This window comes from Ligilactobacillus sp. ESL1201, assembly GCF_058503265.1.
On record NZ_CP196362.1, the window covers coordinates 815652 to 838779 of the forward strand.

The window sequence follows — 23128 nt, forward strand, 5'->3', positions numbered from 1 at the left end:
TAGGTGGTACCACGGCACTGTCGTCCTATACAGGATGGCGGTGCTTTTTTTGTTAACTTGACCTGTGGTTAAAGGAAAGAAGGATGAAAATGGAAAGTAAAAATGAAATGCCCAGTAAATACGATCCGACTGCCGTTGAAGCCGGTCGCTATCAGCAATGGCTAGACGCTGGAGTTTTTAAACCTAGTGGCGATACTACCGCTAAACCATATTCGGTCGTGATCCCACCGCCAAATGTCACGGGCAAGTTACACCTAGGACATGCTTGGGATACTACTTTACAAGACATGATCGTGCGGCAAAAAAGGATGCAGGGCTACGATACGTTATGGTTACCAGGAATGGACCACGCCGGGATCGCTACTCAGGCTAAAGTTGAGGCACGTTTAGCTGAAGACGGGATCTCGCGTTACGACATGGGACGCGATAAGTTTATAGCCAAGGTGTGGGAATGGAAAGATGAGTATGCCAATATTATCCATCAACAGTGGGCTAAATTAGGATTATCGCTTGATTACGACCGTGAACGTTTTACCTTGGACGAAGGCTTGTCGCGGGCCGTGCGCAAGGTCTTTGTTTCCTTGTACAAAAAGGGATTGATTTACCGGGGTGAATACATTATTAACTGGGACCCGCAGGCTAAAACTGCGTTATCGGATATCGAAGTCATTCACCAAGACGATGAAGGTGCTTTTTACCACGTTAAGTATTTCTTTGCCGACGACACGGTCTTTAACGGTAAAAATTACATTGAGATCGCGACGACCCGGCCGGAAACGATGATGGGTGACGTGGCCGTGGCCGTTAACCCGAACGATGACCGTTACCGCCAGATTGTTGGCAAAAAGGTAATTTTACCGTTGCAGGGACGAGAACTGGAGATCATTACGGACGATTACGTTGATCCTGAATTTGGGACCGGGATGGTTAAAATCACGCCGGCACACGACCCTAACGACTTTGCGATCGGCAATCGGCACAACTTAGAACGGATCAATACGATGAACGAAGATGCTTCGTTAAACGAAAACGCCGGCAAGTATGAGGGAATGGACCGCTTTGTAGCGCGCAAGGCGATCGTAGCCGACTTAAAAGAGCAAGGCTACTTGATTTCAGCCGATCCGCTTGTGCATAGTGTGGGACATTCTGAACGAACGGGCGTTCAGGTGGAGGCTCGTTTATCGACCCAATGGTTTGTTAAAATGAAACCCCTAGCTCAGGCTGCACTGAAAAATCAGCAGACAGACGGCAAGGTCGATTTCGTGCCACCGCGTTTTGAAAAAATCTTCTCCCAGTGGATGGAAAACGTCCATGACTGGGTGATTTCTCGCCAGTTATGGTGGGGCCATCAGATCCCCGCTTGGTATCACAAGCAAACGGGTGAGATTTATGTTGGCGAAACTGCGCCAGCCGATAGTGAAAATTGGCAGCAAGATCCCGATGTCTTGGATACGTGGTTTTCTAGTGCTTTATGGCCGTTTTCAACGATGGGCTGGCCGGACACAGACGCGCCTGATTTTAAACGCTATTATCCGACCAACACGTTAGTTACTGGTTATGACATCATTTTCTTTTGGGTATCGCGGATGATTTTCCAGGGATTGGAATTTACCGATCAGCGGCCATTTGAACACGTCTTGATCCACGGATTGATCAGAGACGAACAGGGACGCAAGATGAGCAAGTCTTTAGGTAACGGAATCGACCCGATGGAGGTCATCGAAAAATACGGTGCCGATGCTTTACGCTGGTTCTTGACGACGGGTTCTACGCCGGGACAAGACATTCGTTTCTCGTACACTAAAATGGATGCGGCGTGGAATTTCATCAATAAGATTTGGAACGCTAGTCGGTTTGCTATCATGAACTTTGATGATACTACTAAAGCGCAATTACCGCCTAAAGAACAGTGGCAGTTGGCTGATCGCTGGATTTTAAGTCGTTTGAATACGACGGTCAAACAAGTCACTGACTTGTTTGAAAAATTTGAGTTTGGTGAAGCCGGACGTAGTTTGTATAACTTTATTTGGAACGATTTGTGCGATTGGTATATCGAAATTGCTAAGGAAGACTTCTATGGCACGGACCAATCACTAAAACACAACACGCAAAATATTTTATGTTACGTCTTAGACCAGACGCTACGCTTGTTGCACCCGATCATGCCGTTTGTAACCGAAAAAATTTGGTTAACGATGCCCCACACAGGTGCTTCGCTGGTGACGGCTAGTTACCCGCAAGCAAGCGAGCAGTTGGCTGACGCTCAGGCTGAACGTGAAATGGAAAGCGTGATCGAACTGATCAAAGCTGTTCGTAACGTCCGGGCACAGGCACACGCACCGCTGTCCTTGCCGGTTGATATCATGATCAAGCCTAAAGACGACCAGTTTAAGCAAATTTTGGCAACTAACCAGGATTACGTTGAACGCTTCTGTCACCCGAAGAAGTTGGTGATCGCAACGGACGTGACGGCACCTAAATTGGCGCTGACGGCGGTGATCAGTGGGGCCGAAATCTTTTTACCACTGGCTGAATTGGTCGATTTAACGCAAGAAAAAGGTCGGCTAGAAAAAGAAGCTGCTAAGTTAGAGGCTGAAGTGGCGCGGGGGCAAAAGAAATTAGCTAATCAAGGTTTTGTTGCTCATGCTCCGGAAGCAGTAGTGGCAAAAGAAAAGGAAAAATTGGCGGATTATCAAGCTAAACTGACGGCGGTAACCCAACGATTGGCTGATGTTAAAGCAGAATTGTAATTTAAATGTAGGCGGTGTGTGCGGTGAATAAAGTTACGAACTATCAGGAGGCGCTAGAATTTATTCATAGCCGCCACCGTTATGCCAAATTACCAACACTGGCCCGAATGAACCGGTTGGTCGAACTGTTAGGACATCCCGAAAAACAGTTACGTTTCATTCACGTGACGGGAACGAATGGTAAAGGCTCGGTCAGCGCTTTTTTACGAGAACTGTTACTAGCACATGGGTTTAACGTGGGGACGTTTACTTCACCTTTTATCGTGAAGTTTAACGAACGGATCGCTTTAAACGGTCAGATGATCACTGATCACGACCTGGTGATTTTAGTGCAAAAACTACAACCGGTCGTAGCGCAACTTGACCAAGAATTTGCGGCTCAAGGCGGTGGTCCGACCGAATTTGAAGTGATCACGGCACTGATGTTTTGTTATTTTGCGGCTAAACGACCGGATTACGTAGTTTTAGAAGTGGGAATCGGCGGTTTATTAGATTCCACTAACGTGATCGCGGCTCCGTTAGCTGCGGTGATCACGACCGTGGCGTTAGATCACATGCAGTTATTAGGTAATACGATCACGGAGATCGCTAGTCAAAAAGCGGGGATCATTAAGGCCAACGTTCCCGTGATCGCCGGCAGACTGCCACAAGAAGCAAGAAACGTAATTACGACTAAAGCACGGCAGACAAATTCTGCGGTCTATTATTTAGGCCGAGGAATTGACGCGCAGGTGACGACTCCTACCGGCTTTTGGGGTGAAACTTTTAGTTACCACTTTAAGCGGTGGCACTTTTCCGCCTTGAAAATTGGCCTAGTAGGAGACTATCAGGTCGATAATGCCGCGGTCGCGCTGACGACGTTTTTGGCGGTAGCAGCCCGAGAAGGATGGCCGGTCACGGCTGAGCAAATTCAACTGGGATTAGTGCGGACAAGTTGGCCGGCACGCTTGGAAAAGCTAAGTGAAAATCCCGTAGTCATCATAGACGGGGCGCATAATTTAGCCGCCATCACCGAATTAACGACTGTTCTACGGCGGCGTTTCGCCGGTAAAAAACGCATTTTCGTAATTTTAGCGGTTTTGGCGGATAAACAGTTCACAGCGATGGTGCGCCAGTTACTAACGGTCGCAAACGTCAAGTTAATAGTAACGACCTTTAACGCGCCGCGAAAAATAGCAGTGCCTGACACTGCCGCTAACATTGAAGTAATTACTGACTGGCACCGGGCTTTAGCACGAGTTGACCATCAAATACAGCCAGCAGATATGCTGTTGTTTACGGGTTCATTGTATTTTGTGTCTGAGGTGCGGCAATTTTTACGACAACGGCGGGTAAAATAAGCGACCAACTTGCGTATTTATTAGCAAGGAGGCGCGTTAAATGACGTTGATCAACCAGCCGGCATTAGATTATTTGTTAGAACAGATCACTTTATTTGGTGCTCAAAGTTTGTCTGATGAGGAGTTATTGTATTGTTTATGCTGCTGCGTCTATCCCCCCAAAAGCGCGCAAAAAGTGGTAGCAACCTATTTTGAACAGTACGAATCATTGGCGCAGATGCAGTATTTAAACGTCCAGGATTGGCAGCAGATCTTGCCGCAGGCTAATAAAAAATGGTTCTTTGCGGTTTTATGTGAATTTGCGCAACGGTACCAAAAAAGGCCAGCTTTGGCGGTGGGAACGGTGATTTCCAGTAGGGAGATCGGCCAGTATTTATGCCAAACTTACGGTTCGTTAAAACAAGAATTGTTAGTTGGCTTGTATTTGGACACGAAAAATCAAGTAGTTTTGCAAAAAATCATTTTTAAGGGGACTTTGAATTCTGCTACGGTTCATCCGCGCGAAGTTTTTCGTGAGGGGGTGAAGTGTAGCGCCGCGCGGGTGATGGTCGTGCATAATCATCCCAGCGGTAATCCGACGCCATCTACGAATGATTTGGAAATGACTAAAAGATTGCAGCAGTGTGGCGAATTACTGGGGATCACACTGTTGGACCACATTATTGTGGGCGACAGTCAGTATTTGAGTTTTCGTGAAGAAGGATTATTGAAATGAGCTGTAAATCAAGTCGCTGATTTGGTGAGCACGCTTGCTACATTTACAAATATACGAAGTGAGTCTGAGATGAGCGGTGGTTTGTCTCGGGCTCTTTTTCCATTAATTTTATAATTTAAAATAGTAGATCTGAGAAAAAATAGTGATATTAGGATATAATGGTTCATAAAGGTATATTAATTTACTGGGGGTTATTATGAAAATTACGATCGATAAAAATTCGATGATCCCGATTTATAAACAAGTTGCTGATACTATTCGTGACGCCGTTTACAATGGGGTGTTAGAAAAGGGAGAAAAATTGGCAGCGGAACAATCGCTGGCCGAAGAAATCGGCATTAGCAGGGGAACGGTGCGCAGAGCAATCTCCGTTTTAATTGACGATGGTACCTTGGTTCAGATTCAAGGGAAAGGAACCTTTGTCAACGCGCAGGACGTGGAATTTCCCCTAAACGAGCAACTGTTTTCTTTTGCTGAGATGTTAGAAAAAGAAAATCTATCTTATCAAACGGCGGTCGTCAAACAAGAAACACGCCAAGCGGATAAAATTATTGCCCAGAAGTTAGGAATCGAAGAGGGCAGCAACTTTCTTTACTTAGAAAGGATACGGACCGTTAATGGTGAAAAACTGATGTTGATCGAAAATCGAATTAACATTCAGAGGTACCCGATTTTTACCACGGTAGATTATAATAATATCAGTCTATTTCGAAAAATTGAGGAGCTGACGAAGTCTAAGATTGCGTATGCGCAAAGTACGTATGAAGCTGTAGCTGTCGGTAAGGAGCGGGGAAATTTATTGCAAATTGCCGAAGCAACGCCGGTGTTAAAGATGACGCAGTGTGTTTATTTGACCGCGGAAATTCCAATCGAATACGGAACAGTTTGGCTAAAGGGTAATAAATATTTTTTAACTACGACGGCACAAAGAAGAATGTAGTAGCAAACATAACTAATTAAAATTTCTAACTTGACTGTGACTGCAGGAAATTAAAGTTAGGAATTTTTTTTGTGCTTGACATTCAAATGAAAGCGATTTAAGATATAAACGTACTTAAAGGTACATATACGTATATAAAAGGAGCGTGCTGATGATGCCATTAGTGAATGGTTTTAAGTTAATTGATATTATTCAGGAAAGAAATGTGGTTGCGGGTGCATTTAATACTACCGACTTGATTACGACGATGGGAATTTTAGATGCAGTTGAAAAAAGCAAGATTCCTGCTTTTATCCAAATTGCCCCGACTAATATTTCTTTGTCGGGTTACGGTTATATTGCGGATATGGTTAAAAGATATGCGGCTAAAATGGAAACTCCGGTCGCATTACACTTAGACCACGGTAAGTCGTTTGCGGCGGTCAAACAGGCGGCTGAAGCAGGTTTTACTTCGGTGATGACTGATAACGCTAAGTACGACTACGAAGAAAACGTGCAACATACACTTGAAGCGGTCCAGTTTGCTGAAGGGTACGGAATTCCGGTCGAAGCAGAATTAGGAGCGATTGCTGGTAAAGAAGACGATGACGTGACGGAAGGAAATGACAAGACTGATCCCGACCAGGTAGTCGATTTTGTTGCACGGACGGGTGTTAACTTATTAGCGGTTGCGGTTGGAAATGTTCATGGTCTCAACCTAGACCCCAATATTGATTTTCCCCTCTTAGCTAAGATCCAACAGGTTTGTCCGGTGCCGTTAGTCTTACACGGCGCTTCAGGGATTCCTGACGAACAAATCGCGCAAATGGTAAATTACGGTGTTGTTAAGATCAACGTGGCAAGTGACTTAAGAAATGCATATATTAAAGCGGTAGGTATTGATTATAACGATGATCCCCATCGGTTTGACTTGATTGATGTGACGCTAGACGCCAGAAAAGCGGTGGAAAAGGTAGTTTACCAAAAGATTCAGATGATGAATCAGAATTCACCTACTAGGGTTTGTTAAATTTATGCTGACGAAAGGCTAGTGGTAAAAATGGATTTTATTTTGGTGTCGCACGGAAATTTCGCACGTAGCTTACTAGGAAGTATTGAAATGATCATTGGTGAGCAGCAAAACGTGAGTGTTTTTGGACTACAACCTAAACAGCACCCGGATGATTTAAAAGAACAAATTGAACGTAAACTAAGCGAGCTGCAAAAACAGCAGCGAGAAGTGATTTGTTTTACCGATTTATTTAGTGGCACACCTTTTAATACGGTGGCGTCACTGATGGGTAAATACGAGATGGAACACATTACGGGGATCAACTTACCGTTGATGTTAGATGCGTTTATGACGAGAAATACCCAAGAGATCACCAGCACAAAATTGTGCAATAAATTGGTGACGGAGGCGGGATCAACGGTTATCGATGTCAAAAAATATTTTGCACAAAATGAATGAAAGAGATGGAGTAAATGAAAAACATAATATACGCACGAGTAGATGACCGGTTGTTGCACGGGGAAGTGGTCACGGCATGGGTGCCGTCGAAAAATATCAATCATATCATCATCATTGATGATGATATCGCCGGTGATCAGTTTCAAAAAAGAATTTTGAAAACGCTATCTCCAACTAACGTGAAGGTCAGCGTGGCGGACACGAATGCTAGTGCTACTTACTTGCAAAAAAATTTTAACGCCAAGGAAAGAATTTTGTTACTGACTAAGTCACCGACGGTTTACGCGCGTTTGGTAGATCAGGGAGTGGCATTAAAACAAGTTAACTTAGGGGGAATGGGGTTACGCGGGGACCGTAAGCCGTTTATTAAAAATGTTGCCTGTGACCTCAATGAAATCACGGCAATCAAGCAATTAGTTGCTAAAAAGGTGGATGTATTTTACCAGTTAGTTCCTGACCAAAAAAAGAGCGAAGTAACTAATCTATTGTAGTAACGTGTCAGGAAGCAAAAATTAGTGAGGTGAGATTAAATGACGATTCTACAAGCTTTTCTCTGCGGTTTTGTGTACTACATTGCGATCGGTAATTTACCGTTTGTCGGGTTATGGACGTTACAACGGCCGTTAGTTTGTGGGTTAGTGACGGGGATCATTTTGGGAGATCCGCTCAAAGGCGCGATGATCGGGGGTTCCATTAACTTAGTTTATCTGGGATTTATTTCGGCAGGCGGTTCGATGCCTGCAGATATGGCACTTTCTGGGATATTAGGAACGGCATTTGCGATCACAGGTCATTTGGATGCTAAGACGGCTTTATCGATTGCCGTTCCTATCGGATTGTTAGGAACTTTAGTTTGGTACGCACGAATGACTTACGGCTCGGTTTTCGTTCATTTGGCTGATTATTATATCGAAAACAAGCAGTATCAAAAAATTTGGTTAGCTAACGTTTTGTTCCCGCAATTGATCACGGCGGTGATCACGATCACTCCGTGTGGTTTGGCCGCTTATTTTGGTGCTAGTTATATCTCCAGTTTTATCGCTGCATTAAGTGGGACGGTGTTAACAATCTTCAAAGTGATTGGGGGACTAATGCCTGCATTAGGAGTCGGGTTGACCTTGCAATATATTTATAAAGGCGACGCTAAGGTGTTTTTATTTCTCGGTTTTGTGATTGCCACTTATTCTAAGTTAGATTTGTTACCGTTAGGAGTAATCGCGTTATTAGGTGCTATTATCTACGTTCAAGTCACGGGCAATAAAAAAGAAAAGCCTGAGATCAATAGTGATTTAGGAGGAGATGATGATTTTGAGTGAGCCAACGAATCAACCGCAAACAATTTTAACTAAAAAAGACCTATTCAAGTCGTGGCTGATTTGGGAAAACTTTCCCCAGACTTGCTATAACTACGAAAGAATGATGGGCCAAGCAATCGCACACGTTTTTGTGCCGGTGGCAAAGAAACTATACCGGAACAATCCGGCTAAGAAAAAAGAAATGATGCAACGCGAGATTGAATTTTTTAACGTGCACGTTGAATTTGGCTCGGTGATCATCGGGATGATCATTGCCATGGAAGAACAAAAATCCCAGGGCAAAAAAATTCCGGGTGAATTTATTACCAGTCTGAAAACTTCAATGATGGGGCCACTTTCAGGCGTTGGCGATACGATCTATCAGGGAGTTTTGATCCCCATTTTATTGGCGATTTGTATTGATATTACCGCTAAGGGAACTATCTGGGGTTCTGTTTTATATTTCGTATTAATGTTAGCTATTTCTTGGGGCTTTAGTTATGTCAACTTTATGTTTGGTTACCGGGCAGGGGCCGAAGCTGTGATGGACTTTTTAGAAAACGGGATTTTGGATAAAGTGCTAAAAGGTGCTGAGGTGATGGGTTGTTTTGTCATGGGAGGCTTGATCACCAACTACGTAAAAGTCACAGTCCCACTAAAAATCGTTACTTCGACCCAGTCATTTAGTATTCAAAAACAGTTTTTGGACGTGTTGATGCCTAATATCCTACCATTTGGATTTACTCTGCTAGTGTTATACCTACTGAAAAAGGGCTGGAGTTCGATCAAAGTGATCATATTAACGATTGTGGTGGCGATCATTGGCGGTACGTTTGGCATTTTAGGAATTTAGAAAGGAAGAGATTAAATGAAAGCACTTGTTGAATTAGGGCCAAAAAATGTTGTGATCCAGGATTTTCCGTTACCAGAGCTCAAAGACGATGAGGTGTTGATGCGGGTCCGGGCTAATGGTTTGTGTCAAAACGACGTACGGGATTATACGGGCGACACTAAGTGGACGTATCCCCGGATCGGCGGTCACGAATTTGCTGGCGAAGTTTCTCAGGTAGGTTTGCAGGTTAATCCTGCGCACTTTCAGGTGGGAGATCATGTTGTTAAGTATATTTTACCTAACTGTGGTGAGTGTTATTATTGCAAAATTGGACGTCCCAACCTGTGTACTCAGATCTATAGTTCACCGACATTTCATAACGATCACGGGATTTCCGGTTTTTTGGGAATGTCAGAATACATCAAAGTCAAGTCACAAGACTTGTTTAAATATCCACGTGAGACGCCGTTTACCGCTATGGCATTTACGGAACCTGTCGGCTGTGTGATCAATAGCGTTAACCAAGCACACCTAGCTTTGGGACAAGATGTTTTGGTAATTGGTGCGGGAGTGATGGGATTATTACACGTTATGATCGCTAAAATTGCCGGTGTGCGGGTGATTGTTAGTGAGACTAACACCCAGAGAAGAAAACTTGCACTTAAATTGGGAGCTGCTTTTGCCTTTGACCCAACGGTTGGTGATCCGGTGGAACAACTTAAAGATTATACTGGTGGGCGTAAAGCGGACGTGGTCTTTAATACGACGGCGATCCCGGCGGTGGCTAAACAAGCGATTGAGCTGACTGCAAATGGTGGGCAAACACTGATGTTTAGTTCAATGCACCCCAATGACCCGGTCGCAGTTGACGTCGGAGCGGTTCACTCACACGAAAAATTTATCAAGGGGACGGTCAGTCCTACGAGACAGACGTATTTTCAGGCCACGCAAGTAATCGCTAAACAACTGATCGATGTTTCCGCAGTATTAGGTAATGTCTTTAAGTTTGCCGACTACGAAGCTGCTTTTCAGGATGCGTTGCGGCCGGATACTTTAAAAACGATGATCACGTTTGACTAACGGGGGATGCCATGGAAAGCTTATTTTTAGGGATCGATGTAGGGACCTCATCGCTTAAATTTTTAGTTTCCGATCACACGGGGCGGACTTGTTATTTTCAGCAGTATCGGTATCAGGTGGAAGTTAAGGACGCTGGAGCGAAAGAGATTTCTCCGTTGGTGTGGCAACGATTACTATCTAAGGGATTAGCCGAACTGAAAAGTAGAGTTGCCAGTGAGCGAATCGTAAGTATTGGTGTCACGGGGCAGATGCACACGACGGTTTTTTTGGACGCCCAGGGAAATTCGGTGAGAAATAGTATCATGTGGAACGATCACCGCACCGAGAAAATGGTCGCACCCGTGCAGTCATTACTAGCCGCTAAAGTTAATAACACCACTGCAAGCAAGATTATTTCTACGGGTAACCCATTGTTGAATTTATTATGGGTTAAAGAAAACGAACCGCAAAATTTTGCCCGAATAGCGACGGTATTATTTCCGGTCAATTATCTAGTCTACTTGCTGACAGGACAGCTGACGATGGACTATTGCGATGCTTCTACTTCGGGGATCTACGATTTTACCACCAGTGATTGGGACCAAGAAATTATTAAATTGTTCAAACTACCAGCTAGTCTGTTTCCGGCAATTAAACCAGCGGCGAGGGTCGTGGCGTCGATTACGCAAAAGCTACAACAAAAATACCAACTGACTAAGCCGCCAGTTGTGGTGGTGGGAACGGGTGACAACGCGGCCACGGCGATCGCTAACCACATTTTTTCACACCAACAACCGTTACTATCGTTAGGAACTTCGGGTGTGGTGATTATTTTCAGCCGAGAAAAGCGGGTTAAAACGACCGGAAAAAATATCTCCGTGGCAATTAACGATGAGCAGCCGGCAATGATCACGCAAGGTGTAGTTCAGTCGGGGGCCCAATTGAATCAGTGGTGGCTAGAAAGAATCCTCCGCACAACGGATTACTTGGGTGAACAAAAGGCAATTGAAAAAAACTTGTTGGGACATAATCCAGTCATCTTTTTTCCACACTTAAACGGGGAAAAAACACTGTACATGGCACCCGATTTGCGCGGGGCATTTGTCAATTTAAGTTTAGAAACTACGCGAGCACAGATGTATTTGGCGGTTTTGGAAGGCTTAGCTTTTGGAATCAAGCAAGTCTTTGATAAAATTCAGGATCATGGTCGCATTGACTACTTGATCGCTGTTGGTGGTGGCACTAAGAGTGATATCTGGTGTGAAATTTTCGCTAACGTGTTGAATTATCCCATTAAGGTGGCCGCTCAAGCGGGAGAGGCAATCAATGGCGCGATAATTTTTGCGGGAGCAGGAGTAGGAGTAAACATTACAAGTTCAACTGCCAACGCACGGATTTTTTATCCGCAGCCTAAAATAGTTGCTGCTTACCGCCAACGCTATGCTAGTTATCAAAAATTAGTGACGAATATGCTTCAGTTTTATCAAAAGGATCTTTAAAATGAAAAAATGCATTTTGTGCCAGCAAAAATTGAGGCTACGTCGTTTCAATACCCTTGACGGCAAAATTTGCCCAGCTTGTTATCGGTTAGCGAGTCACGATTACCAACAAACAGTAGCAACGTTAGCTGTTCCCTCTTTACAAAGTGAGATTGCTGCCGAAAATGCAAAAAATCAAGTCTTAGCGCAACGTGATTTTCACCTTACCCGTAAGATTGGTCAGCTGCTTTTGTTTGACGATTACCACCGGCTACTTTGTTTTCCGAATAATCGGCAATTTACCGACGGTCCGGCTGTCCCGGCAATCTTTAATTTTAGTAAGTTGCAGCGTGTGGAACTCAAGAAAAAGCAGTGGCGACATAACGATACGGTCGTTGGTGATATTAGGATCAATATCGATTTAGGCCAGCAACAACAAATCATTTTGACTAAAAAGATGGTTTCCGTTAGTAGTGTAACTTACAAGCAACTCGATAAAGTAGCACACCAAATAGTGCAAGAATTGCACGAGATCAAAATAGAATAGGAATAGTTGGGGTGACCTAGGACAAAGCATTTTTGCCCTAGTCTCCCTATTTGTTTTAAGGCTGATTTGCTTTATAATTAAAGTAACGATTATCAAGTATCAGGAAGGGCAGTTAATGAAATGAAATTTATCTCGTGGAATATCGATAGTATCAACGCGGCAGTAGAACATACGTCTGCGCGTGGTAAAATGACCTGGCAGGTTTTGCAAGACATTGCTGCGCAACAACCGGATGTGTTGGCGATCCAAGAGACTAAACTAAAACCCAGTGGGTTGACACCTAAGCAACAAAAAGCGTTAAGTGGACTTTTTGACGGTTATCATTTTTACGTCCGTTCGAGCACAGCACGTTCGGGGTATGCAGGAACACTGATGCTTAGTAAAACGGAGCCGCTGAAAGTCACTTACCCTGAGATTGGGGCGCCAGAAACGATGGATAAAGAAGGACGCATCATTACTTTGGAATTCGCTCATACTTACGTTTCGACGGTCTATACGCCTAATTCTAAACGGGGATTAGCCCGCTTGGAGCAGCGGCAGCAGTGGGACGATCTTTACCGCGAGTACCTGCGGTGCTTGGCCCAGACCAAACCCGTGATCACTTCGGGTGATTATAACGTTGCTCACCAAGAGATCGACTTGAAACACCCGCAGACCAATCACCATAACGCCGGGTTTACCGACGAAGAACGGGTGAAATTTACCCAGTTATTAGCCAGCGGCTTGACCGACACTTACCGCTACTTGCACCCGGATGAAACGGGAGTCTACACCTGGTGGTCTCAGATCGCTAAAACTGCTAAAGCGAACAATTCGGGGTGGCGGATCGATTATTACTTGGTATCGACTAGTTTGAATAAGTATATTGCAGACGTGAGCGTGGTAGACACCGGCGAGCGGCACGACCACGCACCACTCGCATTAACGTTATCGCCAGAATTTAAACTTTAGTACGTCGTCGTTCACAGAAAAATTTGCGCTCAATTGTGACTACGGGTTAACATATAACTAGTAAAATTAATTTACAGTAGGCACTGCGAGATGATTTACAAATCAATGCAATTCTTTTATAATCCAATTAAAACGTTTCAATTATTAATTTGAAGGGAATACTAGTATGAAACAGGCAATGCCACAGGGTTTTTTATGGGGAAATTCGACGTCTAGCATGCAAACGGAAGGAGCTTACAACGAGGGGGGCAAAGGAAAATCGGTTTACGATACTTATCCGGCTACCGCGCAAAGTTCTGATTGGAAAGTAGCGATAGATGAGTATCACAGGTATGACGAAGACTTAGATCTGATGCAAAAGCAGGGGATCAACTGTTATCGTTTTCAAATCTCTTGGAGCCGGGTTAACCCACAAGGCGATGGGGATTTTAACGAAGAGGGAATTAAGTTTTATGCTGATCTGATCGCCGGTTTACGGCGGCGTAATATCGAGCCGATGATTTGTTTGTACCATTTCGATATGCCCTTGCATTTGGCCCAAAAATACAACGGCTTTATTGACCGCCACGTAGTCGATGCCTTCGTGCGTTACGGGCAAAAAATGATCGATCTTTTCGGCGATCAGGTCAAATACTGGCTGACCTTTAACGAACAAAATCTTTATTTGAGTACCCAGGGATTTAAAATTTCCGGATACTTGGAGGGGGCACAAACGCCAGCTGAGTTATTTAAAATTTCTCATCATTTAATGGTGGCACACGCCCGGATCGCTAATTACTTACACGCTAATACCACCGCTAAGATCGGGGGGATGCTGGCGTATAGCGAGGTCTACCCCGTTTCTTGTGCGCCCAAAGACGTGTTATTTGCCCGCCAGATCGACGAATTTATGAATAAAAATTTACTGGATGCATTCACTACCGGTAAATATTCACACGAAGTAGAATGTTTTGTGCGCAATCACCAAATCGATGTTGACTGGCAAGAAAGTGACGAGCAGGAACTGTCTTTGCTGACGAGTGATTTTATCGCCTTTAGTTATTATCAAAGCGTGACTATCAGTAGTCAGTTGGTCCCTGAGGGAACATATCCTAATTTATACTTAGATTACGGGCAAAAGGAAAATCCGTTTTTGCACGTTAACCAGTGGGGCTGGGCGATCGACCCGTTAGGTTTTCGTGATGTTTTAAGTAAAACTTATAATCAGTACCACGTACCGTTATTTCCGGTAGAAAATGGGATCGGCGTCCAGGAACATTATGACGGCACCCAGATTCAAGATGATTACCGGATTGCCTATCATAAAGACCACTTAGAAGCGTTAAAACAGGCGATCTACGAGGATGGGGTGCAAGTTTTAGGCTATTTAGGCTGGGGACTCATCGATATTCCAAGTTCTTCGGGTAATATGGAAAAACGCTACGGCATGGTATACGTCAACCGCGACAATCACGACTTAAAAGACCTTAAACGGATCCCTAAAAAAAGTTATGGCTGGTTTAAGCGGGTGATAGTTAGCAACGGAGCTGAGCTAGAAGAATAGACAAACAGTAAGTGGGGGAGCAAAATGGCAACGATCAAAGATGTAGCGAAAAGGGCAGGGGTTTCCGTGGGGTCGGTTTCTCGCTACCTTAACGGGTACCAGTTAAAAGAAAAAAACCGCCAACGGGTTCAAAATGCGATCGAGCAATTACACTACGTTCAAAACCAGACGGCTAAAAGTTTAAAGAGCAGGAAATCATTTTTGGTGGGGATCTTAGTCGATACGATGGAAAGTACTTACGGTCCCCGGTTGATCGCCGTTTTAGAAAATATTTTTGATCAGTACGATTACTTTTTACTGTTGGCAACTCACCGCAACGACGAAGTGCTTTTTGAACGAAAATTAAATAAGTTGCTGGAACGTTCGGTCGATGCCTTGATCATCGTTAAGCCTAATCCTAGTTGGGACGCGTTGGTCAATTTGGAACACTTACAATTACCTGTCGTAACCATCGGTAGTCCGGTAGAGCAACTGCATGTGTCGACGGTGTTAAGTACCGACCGCGAGTCAACTAAAGCAGTGGTAAAGCGGCTGTTGACCCAAAAATTACATCCTGCTTTTGTGCTCCCTCCTAAAAAGGGTTATGACGAATATCAGCGGATCGCAGGCATTAAGGCCGCTTACCAGCAGCAGCAACAAGAACTAACAAAGAAACAATTTTATGAGGTGGCGTTTGGTAGTAAAGACGTTGGCCAAACAACTCAGCAGATCGTGGCTAACGGTTACCAGGCGGTTTTTGTGATGAATAATCAAAATGCGTTGCCAGTGATCAACAGTTTACGCAAGATGAAAGTGAAGATCGGCACCGATATTACAGTTTGTTGTTTCAGTTATTCCGATTTGTCGCTGATCTTGAACTTAGCGGTGACTGTGATCAAGCAGCCGGTCGAAACGGTGGCGCTAAAAGCCGCCAATAATTTATTGGAGTCGCTGGTATTGGACCGGCAAACTGCTAAAATGCATCATCAAGTACTAGTAGAAAATGAAATTTTATGGAATTAAGCGCTTGAGCTAACATTAATTAGGAGGAAGTAGATGAATACTTTTGTCAGTTTTATGGAAAAACACTTTGTTCCAGTCGCGGCTAAAATTGGGACCCAGCGCCATTTATTAGCGATCCGTGACGCTTTTATGGTCACGATGCCGCTGATGATCTTGGGTGGTTTAGCTACGATGCTCAATAACTTGCCGATCCCTGCTTTTCAAAATTTCATGAACGCGGTTTTTCCACATAAGTCGTGGCAGGGATTTGGGACTTCCGTGTGGAACGGAACTTTTGCGGTCTTATCCGTCCTCGTTGCTTTTTTGATCGCCTATAACTTAACTAAAAGTTATGACAAGGATCCGGTAGCCGCAGGCGCGGTCTCGGTCGCAGCGTTTTTCACTGTCGGTGGGGCTAAGGGTATGTCGACTAACGGCTTGTTTATCGCCATCATAGTCGCATTACTAGCGACGGAATTGTTTGTCCGGTTAGTGGGCAATCCTAAATTGGTGATCAAAATGCCCGCAGGTGTCCCGCCCGCTGTTGCTAAGTCGTTTGCGGCTTTGTTACCGGCGATGATCGTGATCTGCTTGTTTGGACTGGTGACGGCGATCTTTGCGGCCTTTGGCGTTAAAGACATTATTGGTTCGTTTTATAAAGCAGTTCAACAGCCGTTTATGGGTATGGCTAGCACCTATGCTTCAGCCGTATTTTTGGCATTTATTGCTCCTTTCTTATGGTTCTTTGGTTTACACGGTGCTAATATGATCGATCCTTTTATGCAAACGATCAATGCGCCGGCAATCGCCGCTAATACCCAAGCAATTTCGGCTGGGAAAGCCGCACCTTACATCGTTAATAAACCTTTTATGGATAGTTTTGTTAATTTAGGTGGGACCGGCGCTACGTTAGGCTTGATCATTGCGATCTTTTTAGTCGGCCGGCGCAGTAAAAGCTTCAAGGTGGTCAATAACTTGAGTTTTGCACCAGGGTTATTTAATATTAACGAACCGATGCTATTTGGCTTACCGATCGTGTTGAACCCGTTGATGTTCATTCCGTTTATTCTGACACCGATCGTGTTGGTAACGGTCGCTTATTTTGCTACTAAATTAGGTCTAGTGCCCCCGGCTACGGTCATGCCGCCGTGGGTGACGCCGCCGATCATCGGGGGCGTGTTAGCCACACAAAGTATTAGCGGGGGGATCTTAGCCGCGGTCAACCTAATACTTTCAGCTGTGATCTACATGCCTTTTGTCAAGATCAGTGTCGACCAAGAGCTCAAAAAAGAGCAAATGGAAAGTAAATAAGTGGTGAGGGCCACGGTAAATTGCCGGGCCTTTTTCATTTGTTGTGTGGCTTCTAAGAATGTGTTAAACTTGCAAAAGAAAAAGGCGAGGGAAAAAAGATGCTGACAGGAACGGTACGATCTTTTAATCAAGATAAAGGTTATGGTTTTATTATTCCAGACGATGGTGGGCAAGACATCTTTGTCCATTTTTCTGCTATTCAAAAAACGGGCTATAAGATCCTAACTCCTGGGCAAAAAGTTTCTTTTGTAGTAGTTGCAGGGATCAAGGGACCTCAGGCCAGTTTGGTCAGTGTAGTGGAATAATTATTTTTTAGTTTAAATTTTAGCTACAACCTAGGTTAGTTAATCAGTTGTGTTATAATTTAATTATTAATCTGAAATGAACGCTTGCGAAGGGATGAAATAGATTGTTTGGAATGGGAACAAAAAATATTGGGATCGATTTGGGAACCGCAAATACGATTGTTTACGCGGAAGGTAAGGGAATTGTTTTACGTGAGCCTTCTGTAGTAGCTAAAAATACCAAAACTGGAGCGATCGTTTCCGTGGGTTCAGAAGCACGTGATATGATCGGACGGACACCTGAAAGTATCGTTGCAATCAGACCGATGAAAGACGGAGTGATCGCCGATTACGATACCACCGCAGCGATGATGAAATATTATATTGAAAAAGCGATGGGCAAACGTGGCGGTAAACCTTACGTTATGGTCTGCGTCCCTAGTGGAGTGACTGAAGTTGAAAAACGAGCCGTCATTGATGCTACTCAAGTGGCAGGGGCTAAGGATGCTTACGTGATCGAGGAACCTTTTGCAGCAGCGATCGGTGCCGGATTACCCGTAATGGAACCGACGGGCAGTATGGTCGTTGATATCGGCGGCGGAACTACTGATGTGGCGACGATCTCGTTGGGGGGGATCGTATCTAGTCGTTCGATCCGCATGGCTGGAGACCGGATCGACGAAGCTATCATTTATTATGTCAGGAAGAATTATAACTTGCTGATCGGTGAACGAACGGCTGAAAAATTAAAGATCGATATTGCTTCTGCTTCCGTGACGGCGGCTAAAGAGCTGGATCCGCAAACGATCCGGGGACGTGATTTAGTGACGGGGTTACCTAAGACCGTTGAGATCAAGGCCCAACACGTGGCTGAGGCCATTCAAGAAGTGATCAGTGATATCATTTCTGCTATTAAGGAGACATTGGAAGAAACGTCACCTGAAATTGCTTCCGACGTGATCGACCACGGGATCGTATTGACTGGTGGTGGTGCTTTGTTACGGCACTTACCAGAGGTGATTTCTGAAGCTACTAAGGTTCCGGTTTTTGTTGCTGCGGAACCGTTAGATTGTGTAGCGATTGGAACGGGTGAATCGCTGAAAAGTATTGATGTTATGAAGAAAAATTAACATTTTACAAAATAGGCTGGTTGAGGAGGTTGGATGATCCAGCCTCTTAATTTTTGATTTATTCCCAGGAGGTTGTAAGATGCAAAAGTTTTCTTTTAATAAAAAACTGGTGATCACGATGATCGTTTTGATCGTTTGTTTTTTGTTAATTGCACTGTCGATCAGTGTTCGTAATAATCGTAAGGCACCACCACTGGTACAACAGTTTGGTAATGAAGCCGGTGGGCTGGTCGATCGGGTAGTTGGGGTGCCGTTAAACGGGTTAGCGCACGCAACGGGTTCTTTAGGCGAACTCTATAATACGTACGGGGAAAACCAAACGCTTAAGAAAAAAGTAGCAGCACTTGCGACACAAGAAGCTGAAAATCAGGAATTAAAAAAGGAAAATCAGCACCTCAAGCAAGAGTTAAAATTAAACCATACTTTGACTTCTTATGAGCAGATCACCGCAAGCGTACTGACTCGGGCACCTTCTACTTGGCAAAATCAGGTAGTGATCAATAAGGGTGCACTAGCGGGAATCGCTAAAAATGAAGCGGTCGTGGCCAAAAAAGGGTTGGTCGGTCGGGTGACTGAGGTCAATCAGACTACTAGCAAGGTCGAATTACTGTCGACGAGAAATGATACCGCGAACCGTTTTGCCGTTAGCATGCAGGGAAAAACGGGGGTCATCAATGGTTTGATCACGGCTTATGATACGCAAAAAAATCAGCTGGTAATGGGGCAGATCACGACCAAGCAAAAGGTTAATTTAGGTACTAAAGTAATTACTTCGGGTCTGGGTGGTTTGACGCCGAAGGGATTTTTAGTGGGGACCGTGGTGCGTGTTGAAAATAACGGCAGCGATGGTTTACCCGCTAAGGTGTTTATCAAGCCTGCGGCCGATTTTACCGACTTGGACGTTGTTACAGTTGTCAAAAGAGCTAAATAAAGGAGAGGTCGATAATGAGAATTTCCAAAATGAGATCTCTTTTTCCTTTGGGCTTATTACTTTTTATTTTTTTAGATGGCTCACTCAGTCAGATCTGCGCCCGCTATTTATTTACACCGACGGTAGCAATTGAAAGTCGTTTGGTGTTATTGTGGTTAGTGATGGCGTTGATTTACGGTGAATTGGACCATTTGTTGTTATGGTCTATTATTGCCGGTGTTTTATTTGACGTTTATTACACGGGAATTTTAGGGATCATGACTTTGCTGTTACCATTACTTGTGTATGCTACGCAAAGTGTTTTGCCATTTTTTAAGCGGTCATTTATCGTGATTTTACTGCTTTATCTGATAGACATTACGATATTAACCGTTGCGTATTATTGTTTTAACGCGTTGATTGGTTTTACTGGGGTGTCGGTGGTCACCTTTATCATTCGCACACTTCAGCCAACTTTGATTTATAATGTTTGTGTATTTGTACTGTTATATTGGCCGCTGAAATTGTTTTTTACGCGGGTACGGTAGGGGGAAGTGTGCGAGATGAAAGCAGTTGTATTGAAGGGCTATCAGGATGGTTACCAATTATTATTGGATCCAGCGGCTTCCTTTACGGCCATTATAGCTGAGTTAAATACGCTGATGAAAAAATTGGTAAAAGAAAAAACGGTTACCGCTGGCAAAAAGTATTCATTTGATATCAACAGTCAGGAGTTATTGCTGACGGCTGAACAAAAACAGCAATTAGCCGCAGTTTTTGCCGCTTACCCTAATTTTACTATTCACCGGATCTATGGTAGTGTGCTTGCTAGAAAAGACGCGCAAGAGATCTTTACTAATTTGAGCATGCATATCAACGGCGATATTATTCGTAACGGTCAGGAAAAAACGATCAGGGGTAATTTGTTGTTTTTAGGGACCGTGCACGAAGGTGGAATCTTGCGTGCAACTGGTAGTATTTTTGTTTTAGGCACGGTTAAAGGAATCGTGTGCGCTGGTTATGATGCGGATCCCAGTGCTGTGATCGGTGGCAATATCATGCAGGCACAGCAGCTGCGGATCGCCGATTTAGTGGAGATCATCGAGCACAAAAATAAGAATAAACAAGCTGCGGTACTGGTCAATGACCTCCACGCATTGGAATTTACTGCGCTCGAACAACTTAAAAAAGTGAGACCAAAGCTTTTTATCAAGGCAGGGGGATTTTAACATGGGACGTGCGATTGTAATTACTTCGGGCAAAGGCGGCGTGGGTAAGACCACTGCTACCGCAAATTTGGGCACAGCGTTAGCGCTGATGAATAAAAAGGTCTGTTTGGTAGATTTAGATATCGGTTTGCGTAACTTGGACGTTATCTTAGGGTTAGATAACCGGATCATTTACGATATCGTAGATGTGGTCAAACAAAGGGCCAAACTGCATCAGGCACTGATCAAAGATAAACGGTTCAATGATAAACTATTTTTGCTGCCAGCGGCGCAAAATACCGATAAAAATGCGATCAATCCCGACGAGGTCAAACAGATCGTCGATACGTTAAAGGGCGATTACGATTACGTGTTGTTGGATTGTCCGGCGGGCATTGAGCAGGGCTTTATGAACGCCGTTGCGGGGGCGGATGAGGCTATCGTGGTCTCAACGCCTGAATTATCCTCCGTTCGCGATGCCGACCGAGTAGTTGGTTTGTTGGAACAACAGCAGTTAGATAAAGCGCCGATGTTGTTGATCAGCAGGATCAAACCCAAGATGGTCAACGACGGTGAAATGATGGACGTAGATGAAATTACCCAACACTTATCGCTAGAATTACTTGGTTTAGTGTATGATGATGAACAAGTGATTGCGACTTCCAACAAGGGTGAACCGGTAGTTTTGCAAGAAAAAAGTCCTGCGGCGCAGGGATTTCGCAACATTGCACGCCGCTTGGAGGGCCAAACAGTGCCACTGATGACCTTAAAAGAACCGAAGTCCCAAAACCTGTTCCAAAAAATTGGTTCGTGGTTTAAAAAAGATTAGTTATAAAAGAGGAAAACGACAAGAGCAAGTGGGGGATCTGTCCGTTGACCTTGCAACATTAGTGACCAAACAAAAATTTGGATGGTGGATGACTTGAGTCTTGTTGTTAGTTTTATTGTTTTACTGTTATTACTGAATACCGCACTGGCTATCATTACGGTTTTTAAAGAAAAAAGGGACATCGCCGCAACCTGGGCGTGGTTGTTAGTCTTGATCCTATTGCCCTTAGTTGGTTTTTTGATCTATTTATTCGTGGGCAAGAAGATTTCGCGGGAACGGATCTTTGATTTAAAAGCGCAGGATAAACTGGGGATCGATCAGCTGGCAGCACTGCAAAAAGAGCAGTGGGACAAAAATATGCCGGCTAACTTAGCGACCGTCGAGACTAAACAAACGGCTCAGCTGTTTTTAAACGCCGACCGCGCTATTTTCACTAATTATAATCAGGTTAAAGTCTTTACCGCTGGCGATGACAAATTTGCTGCGTTGCTAGCGGATATTGCTGCTGCTAAGGATCACGTACATATTGAATATTATTCTTTTTTCAGTGATCAAATCGGCACGCAACTATTGACGGCACTAGAAGAAGCCCAAAAAAGAGGCGTTACCGTTCGTATTATTTACGATAGCATGGGCTCACGCGGACAACGGCGCGGCTTTTTTAAGAAATTAGAACGCTTAGGTGGACGAGCAGAACCCTTCTTTGGTTCTAAAACTGCGTATTTTCACAGTCCACGACTAAATTATCGGGATCACAGAAAGATCGTAGTGATCGACGGTAAGATCGGTTATATCGGTGGCTTTAACGTCGGTGATCAGTATTTAGGGCGCATGAAAAAATTTGGGCACTGGCGCGACACACACTTACGGATTGTGGGTAACGCGGCGATTGCGTTACAGTCAGTCTTTTTCATGGATTGGAACGCGACGATCAGCGATACGGCTATTGGCTATGATGACCGTTATTTTCCACTACAAAGAAGCCAGGGAAAAACGGGGATCCAAATTGTTGCCTCCGGTCCTAATAACGATACCGAAACGATCAAGTTAGGTTACTTGAAACTGATCAATTCCGCGCACGATTACGTCTATATTCAAACGCCGTACCTGATTCCAGACGATTCGGTTTTGGAGGCGTTAAGTGTAGCTGCGTTGTCGGGGGTAAAGGTCAAAATTATGATCCCGTGTATGCCGGATCACGCCTTTGTTTACCGCGCGACCGAGTATTATGCCAAAGATTTGTTGGGCAAAAATATTGAAGTTTACCAGTATGAAAAAGGCTTTATGCACGCTAAAACGATGGTGGTCGACGGGCAGATGGCTTCGGTGGGGTCCGCTAATTTGGATTTTCGGAGTTTTAAACTCAACTTTGAGGTCAATTCGTTTTGCTACGATCCACAACTGGCATTGCAGTTAACACAGTTATTTGAAAATGACTTGCGGGATTGTCAGCAGCTGACTCCGGAGTACTTTGATCAGCAATCGCGGTGGCTAAAATTCAAACAGTATTTTTCCCGGTTATTGTCACCGATTTTGTAGCAATCAGTATTGGGAAACGACTAAACTATGGCTGAT

General features: G+C 44.3%; 23 protein-coding genes and 1 other annotated feature (1 of these 24 running past the window's edge). All 23 genes read left to right on the forward strand.

What is annotated here, in order from left to right; translation table 11 throughout:
* Positions 1 to 31: a binding site (T-box leader), on the forward strand; it begins 167 nt to the left of the window's first position.
* Between the two features lie 58 nt (positions 32 to 89).
* A complete protein-coding gene (locus ACSYSK_RS04205) occupies positions 90 to 2750 on the forward strand; it encodes a valine--tRNA ligase (protein ID WP_491715655.1) in 2661 nt (886 codons plus the stop codon).
* Between the two features lie 23 nt (positions 2751 to 2773).
* The gene (locus ACSYSK_RS04210) at positions 2774 to 4090 is read left to right on the forward strand and encodes a bifunctional folylpolyglutamate synthase/dihydrofolate synthase (protein ID WP_491715656.1); all 1317 of its coding nucleotides are present in this window, start codon (positions 2774 to 2776) and stop codon (positions 4088 to 4090) included.
* 40 nt (positions 4091 to 4130) lie between these two features.
* Entirely contained in the window at positions 4131 to 4805 is a 675-nt protein-coding gene (gene radC / locus ACSYSK_RS04215; RefSeq protein WP_491715657.1) for a RadC family protein, read from the forward strand.
* A 196-nt stretch (positions 4806 to 5001) separates the two neighbouring features.
* Complete coding sequence (locus ACSYSK_RS04220) at positions 5002 to 5745, forward strand: GntR family transcriptional regulator (protein WP_491715658.1); 744 nt, start codon at positions 5002 to 5004, stop codon at positions 5743 to 5745.
* 154 nt (positions 5746 to 5899) lie between these two features.
* A complete protein-coding gene (locus ACSYSK_RS04225; protein WP_491715858.1) occupies positions 5900 to 6754 on the forward strand; it encodes a class II aldolase in 855 nt (284 codons plus the stop codon).
* 90 nt (positions 6755 to 6844) lie between these two features.
* Entirely contained in the window at positions 6845 to 7195 is a 351-nt protein-coding gene (locus tag ACSYSK_RS04230; RefSeq protein ID WP_491715659.1) for a PTS sugar transporter subunit IIA, read from the forward strand.
* 14 nt (positions 7196 to 7209) lie between these two features.
* A complete protein-coding gene (locus ACSYSK_RS04235) occupies positions 7210 to 7686 on the forward strand; it encodes a PTS sugar transporter subunit IIB (RefSeq protein WP_491715660.1) in 477 nt (158 codons plus the stop codon).
* 39 nt (positions 7687 to 7725) lie between these two features.
* Positions 7726 to 8511, forward strand: coding sequence for a PTS mannose/fructose/sorbose/N-acetylgalactosamine transporter subunit IIC (locus ACSYSK_RS04240; RefSeq protein WP_491715661.1), 786 nt, complete (start codon positions 7726 to 7728; stop codon positions 8509 to 8511).
* Positions 8504 to 9343 (forward strand): PTS system mannose/fructose/sorbose family transporter subunit IID, encoded by an 840-nt coding sequence (locus tag ACSYSK_RS04245; protein WP_491715662.1) that lies wholly within the window; start codon positions 8504 to 8506, stop codon positions 9341 to 9343. Before ACSYSK_RS04240 ends, ACSYSK_RS04245 begins: the two co-directional genes overlap by 8 nt.
* A 15-nt stretch (positions 9344 to 9358) precedes the next feature.
* Positions 9359 to 10402 carry a zinc-dependent alcohol dehydrogenase gene (locus ACSYSK_RS04250; protein ID WP_491715663.1) on the forward strand — a complete coding sequence of 348 codons (1044 nt, stop codon included), beginning with the start codon at positions 9359 to 9361 and terminating at the stop codon, positions 10400 to 10402.
* Positions 10403 to 10413: 11 nt separating this feature from the next.
* Positions 10414 to 11880 carry a xylulokinase gene (locus ACSYSK_RS04255; RefSeq protein WP_491715664.1) on the forward strand — a complete coding sequence of 489 codons (1467 nt, stop codon included), beginning with the start codon at positions 10414 to 10416 and terminating at the stop codon, positions 11878 to 11880.
* A gap of 1 nt (position 11881) precedes the next feature.
* Positions 11882 to 12406: a hypothetical protein gene (locus ACSYSK_RS04260; RefSeq protein WP_491715665.1), complete on the forward strand. Its 525-nt coding sequence runs from the start codon at positions 11882 to 11884 to the stop codon at positions 12404 to 12406.
* A gap of 120 nt (positions 12407 to 12526) precedes the next feature.
* Complete coding sequence (locus tag ACSYSK_RS04265; protein WP_491715666.1) at positions 12527 to 13357, forward strand: exodeoxyribonuclease III; 831 nt, start codon at positions 12527 to 12529, stop codon at positions 13355 to 13357.
* A gap of 166 nt (positions 13358 to 13523) precedes the next feature.
* Positions 13524 to 14900, forward strand: a complete 1377-nt coding sequence (locus ACSYSK_RS04270) for a glycoside hydrolase family 1 protein (RefSeq protein WP_491715667.1) — start codon at positions 13524 to 13526, stop codon at positions 14898 to 14900.
* Positions 14901 to 14924: 24 nt separating this feature from the next.
* On the forward strand, positions 14925 to 15902 hold the full coding sequence (locus ACSYSK_RS04275; protein ID WP_491715668.1) for a LacI family DNA-binding transcriptional regulator: 978 nt from the start codon (positions 14925 to 14927) through the stop codon (positions 15900 to 15902).
* Positions 15903 to 15935: 33 nt separating this feature from the next.
* The gene (locus tag ACSYSK_RS04280; RefSeq protein WP_491715669.1) at positions 15936 to 17192 is read left to right on the forward strand and encodes a PTS sugar transporter subunit IIC; all 1257 of its coding nucleotides are present in this window, start codon (positions 15936 to 15938) and stop codon (positions 17190 to 17192) included.
* Positions 17193 to 17290: 98 nt separating this feature from the next.
* Entirely contained in the window at positions 17291 to 17497 is a 207-nt protein-coding gene (locus tag ACSYSK_RS04285) for a cold-shock protein (RefSeq protein WP_491715670.1), read from the forward strand.
* 104 nt (positions 17498 to 17601) lie between these two features.
* Complete coding sequence (locus tag ACSYSK_RS04290) at positions 17602 to 18606, forward strand: rod shape-determining protein (RefSeq protein ID WP_491715671.1); 1005 nt, start codon at positions 17602 to 17604, stop codon at positions 18604 to 18606.
* A gap of 79 nt (positions 18607 to 18685) precedes the next feature.
* Positions 18686 to 19537: a rod shape-determining protein MreC gene (mreC, locus tag ACSYSK_RS04295; RefSeq protein WP_491715672.1), complete on the forward strand. Its 852-nt coding sequence runs from the start codon at positions 18686 to 18688 to the stop codon at positions 19535 to 19537.
* Positions 19538 to 19551: 14 nt separating this feature from the next.
* Entirely contained in the window at positions 19552 to 20064 is a 513-nt protein-coding gene (gene mreD / locus ACSYSK_RS04300) for a rod shape-determining protein MreD (RefSeq protein ID WP_491715673.1), read from the forward strand.
* Between the two features lie 15 nt (positions 20065 to 20079).
* Complete coding sequence (locus ACSYSK_RS04305) at positions 20080 to 20745, forward strand: septum site-determining protein MinC (RefSeq protein WP_491715674.1); 666 nt, start codon at positions 20080 to 20082, stop codon at positions 20743 to 20745.
* Position 20746: 1 nt separating this feature from the next.
* Complete coding sequence (minD, locus tag ACSYSK_RS04310; RefSeq protein WP_491715675.1) at positions 20747 to 21553, forward strand: septum site-determining protein MinD; 807 nt, start codon at positions 20747 to 20749, stop codon at positions 21551 to 21553.
* A gap of 93 nt (positions 21554 to 21646) precedes the next feature.
* A complete protein-coding gene (gene cls, locus ACSYSK_RS04315) occupies positions 21647 to 23092 on the forward strand; it encodes a cardiolipin synthase (RefSeq protein WP_491715676.1) in 1446 nt (481 codons plus the stop codon).
* The last annotated feature ends 36 nt before the right edge of the window (positions 23093 to 23128 follow it).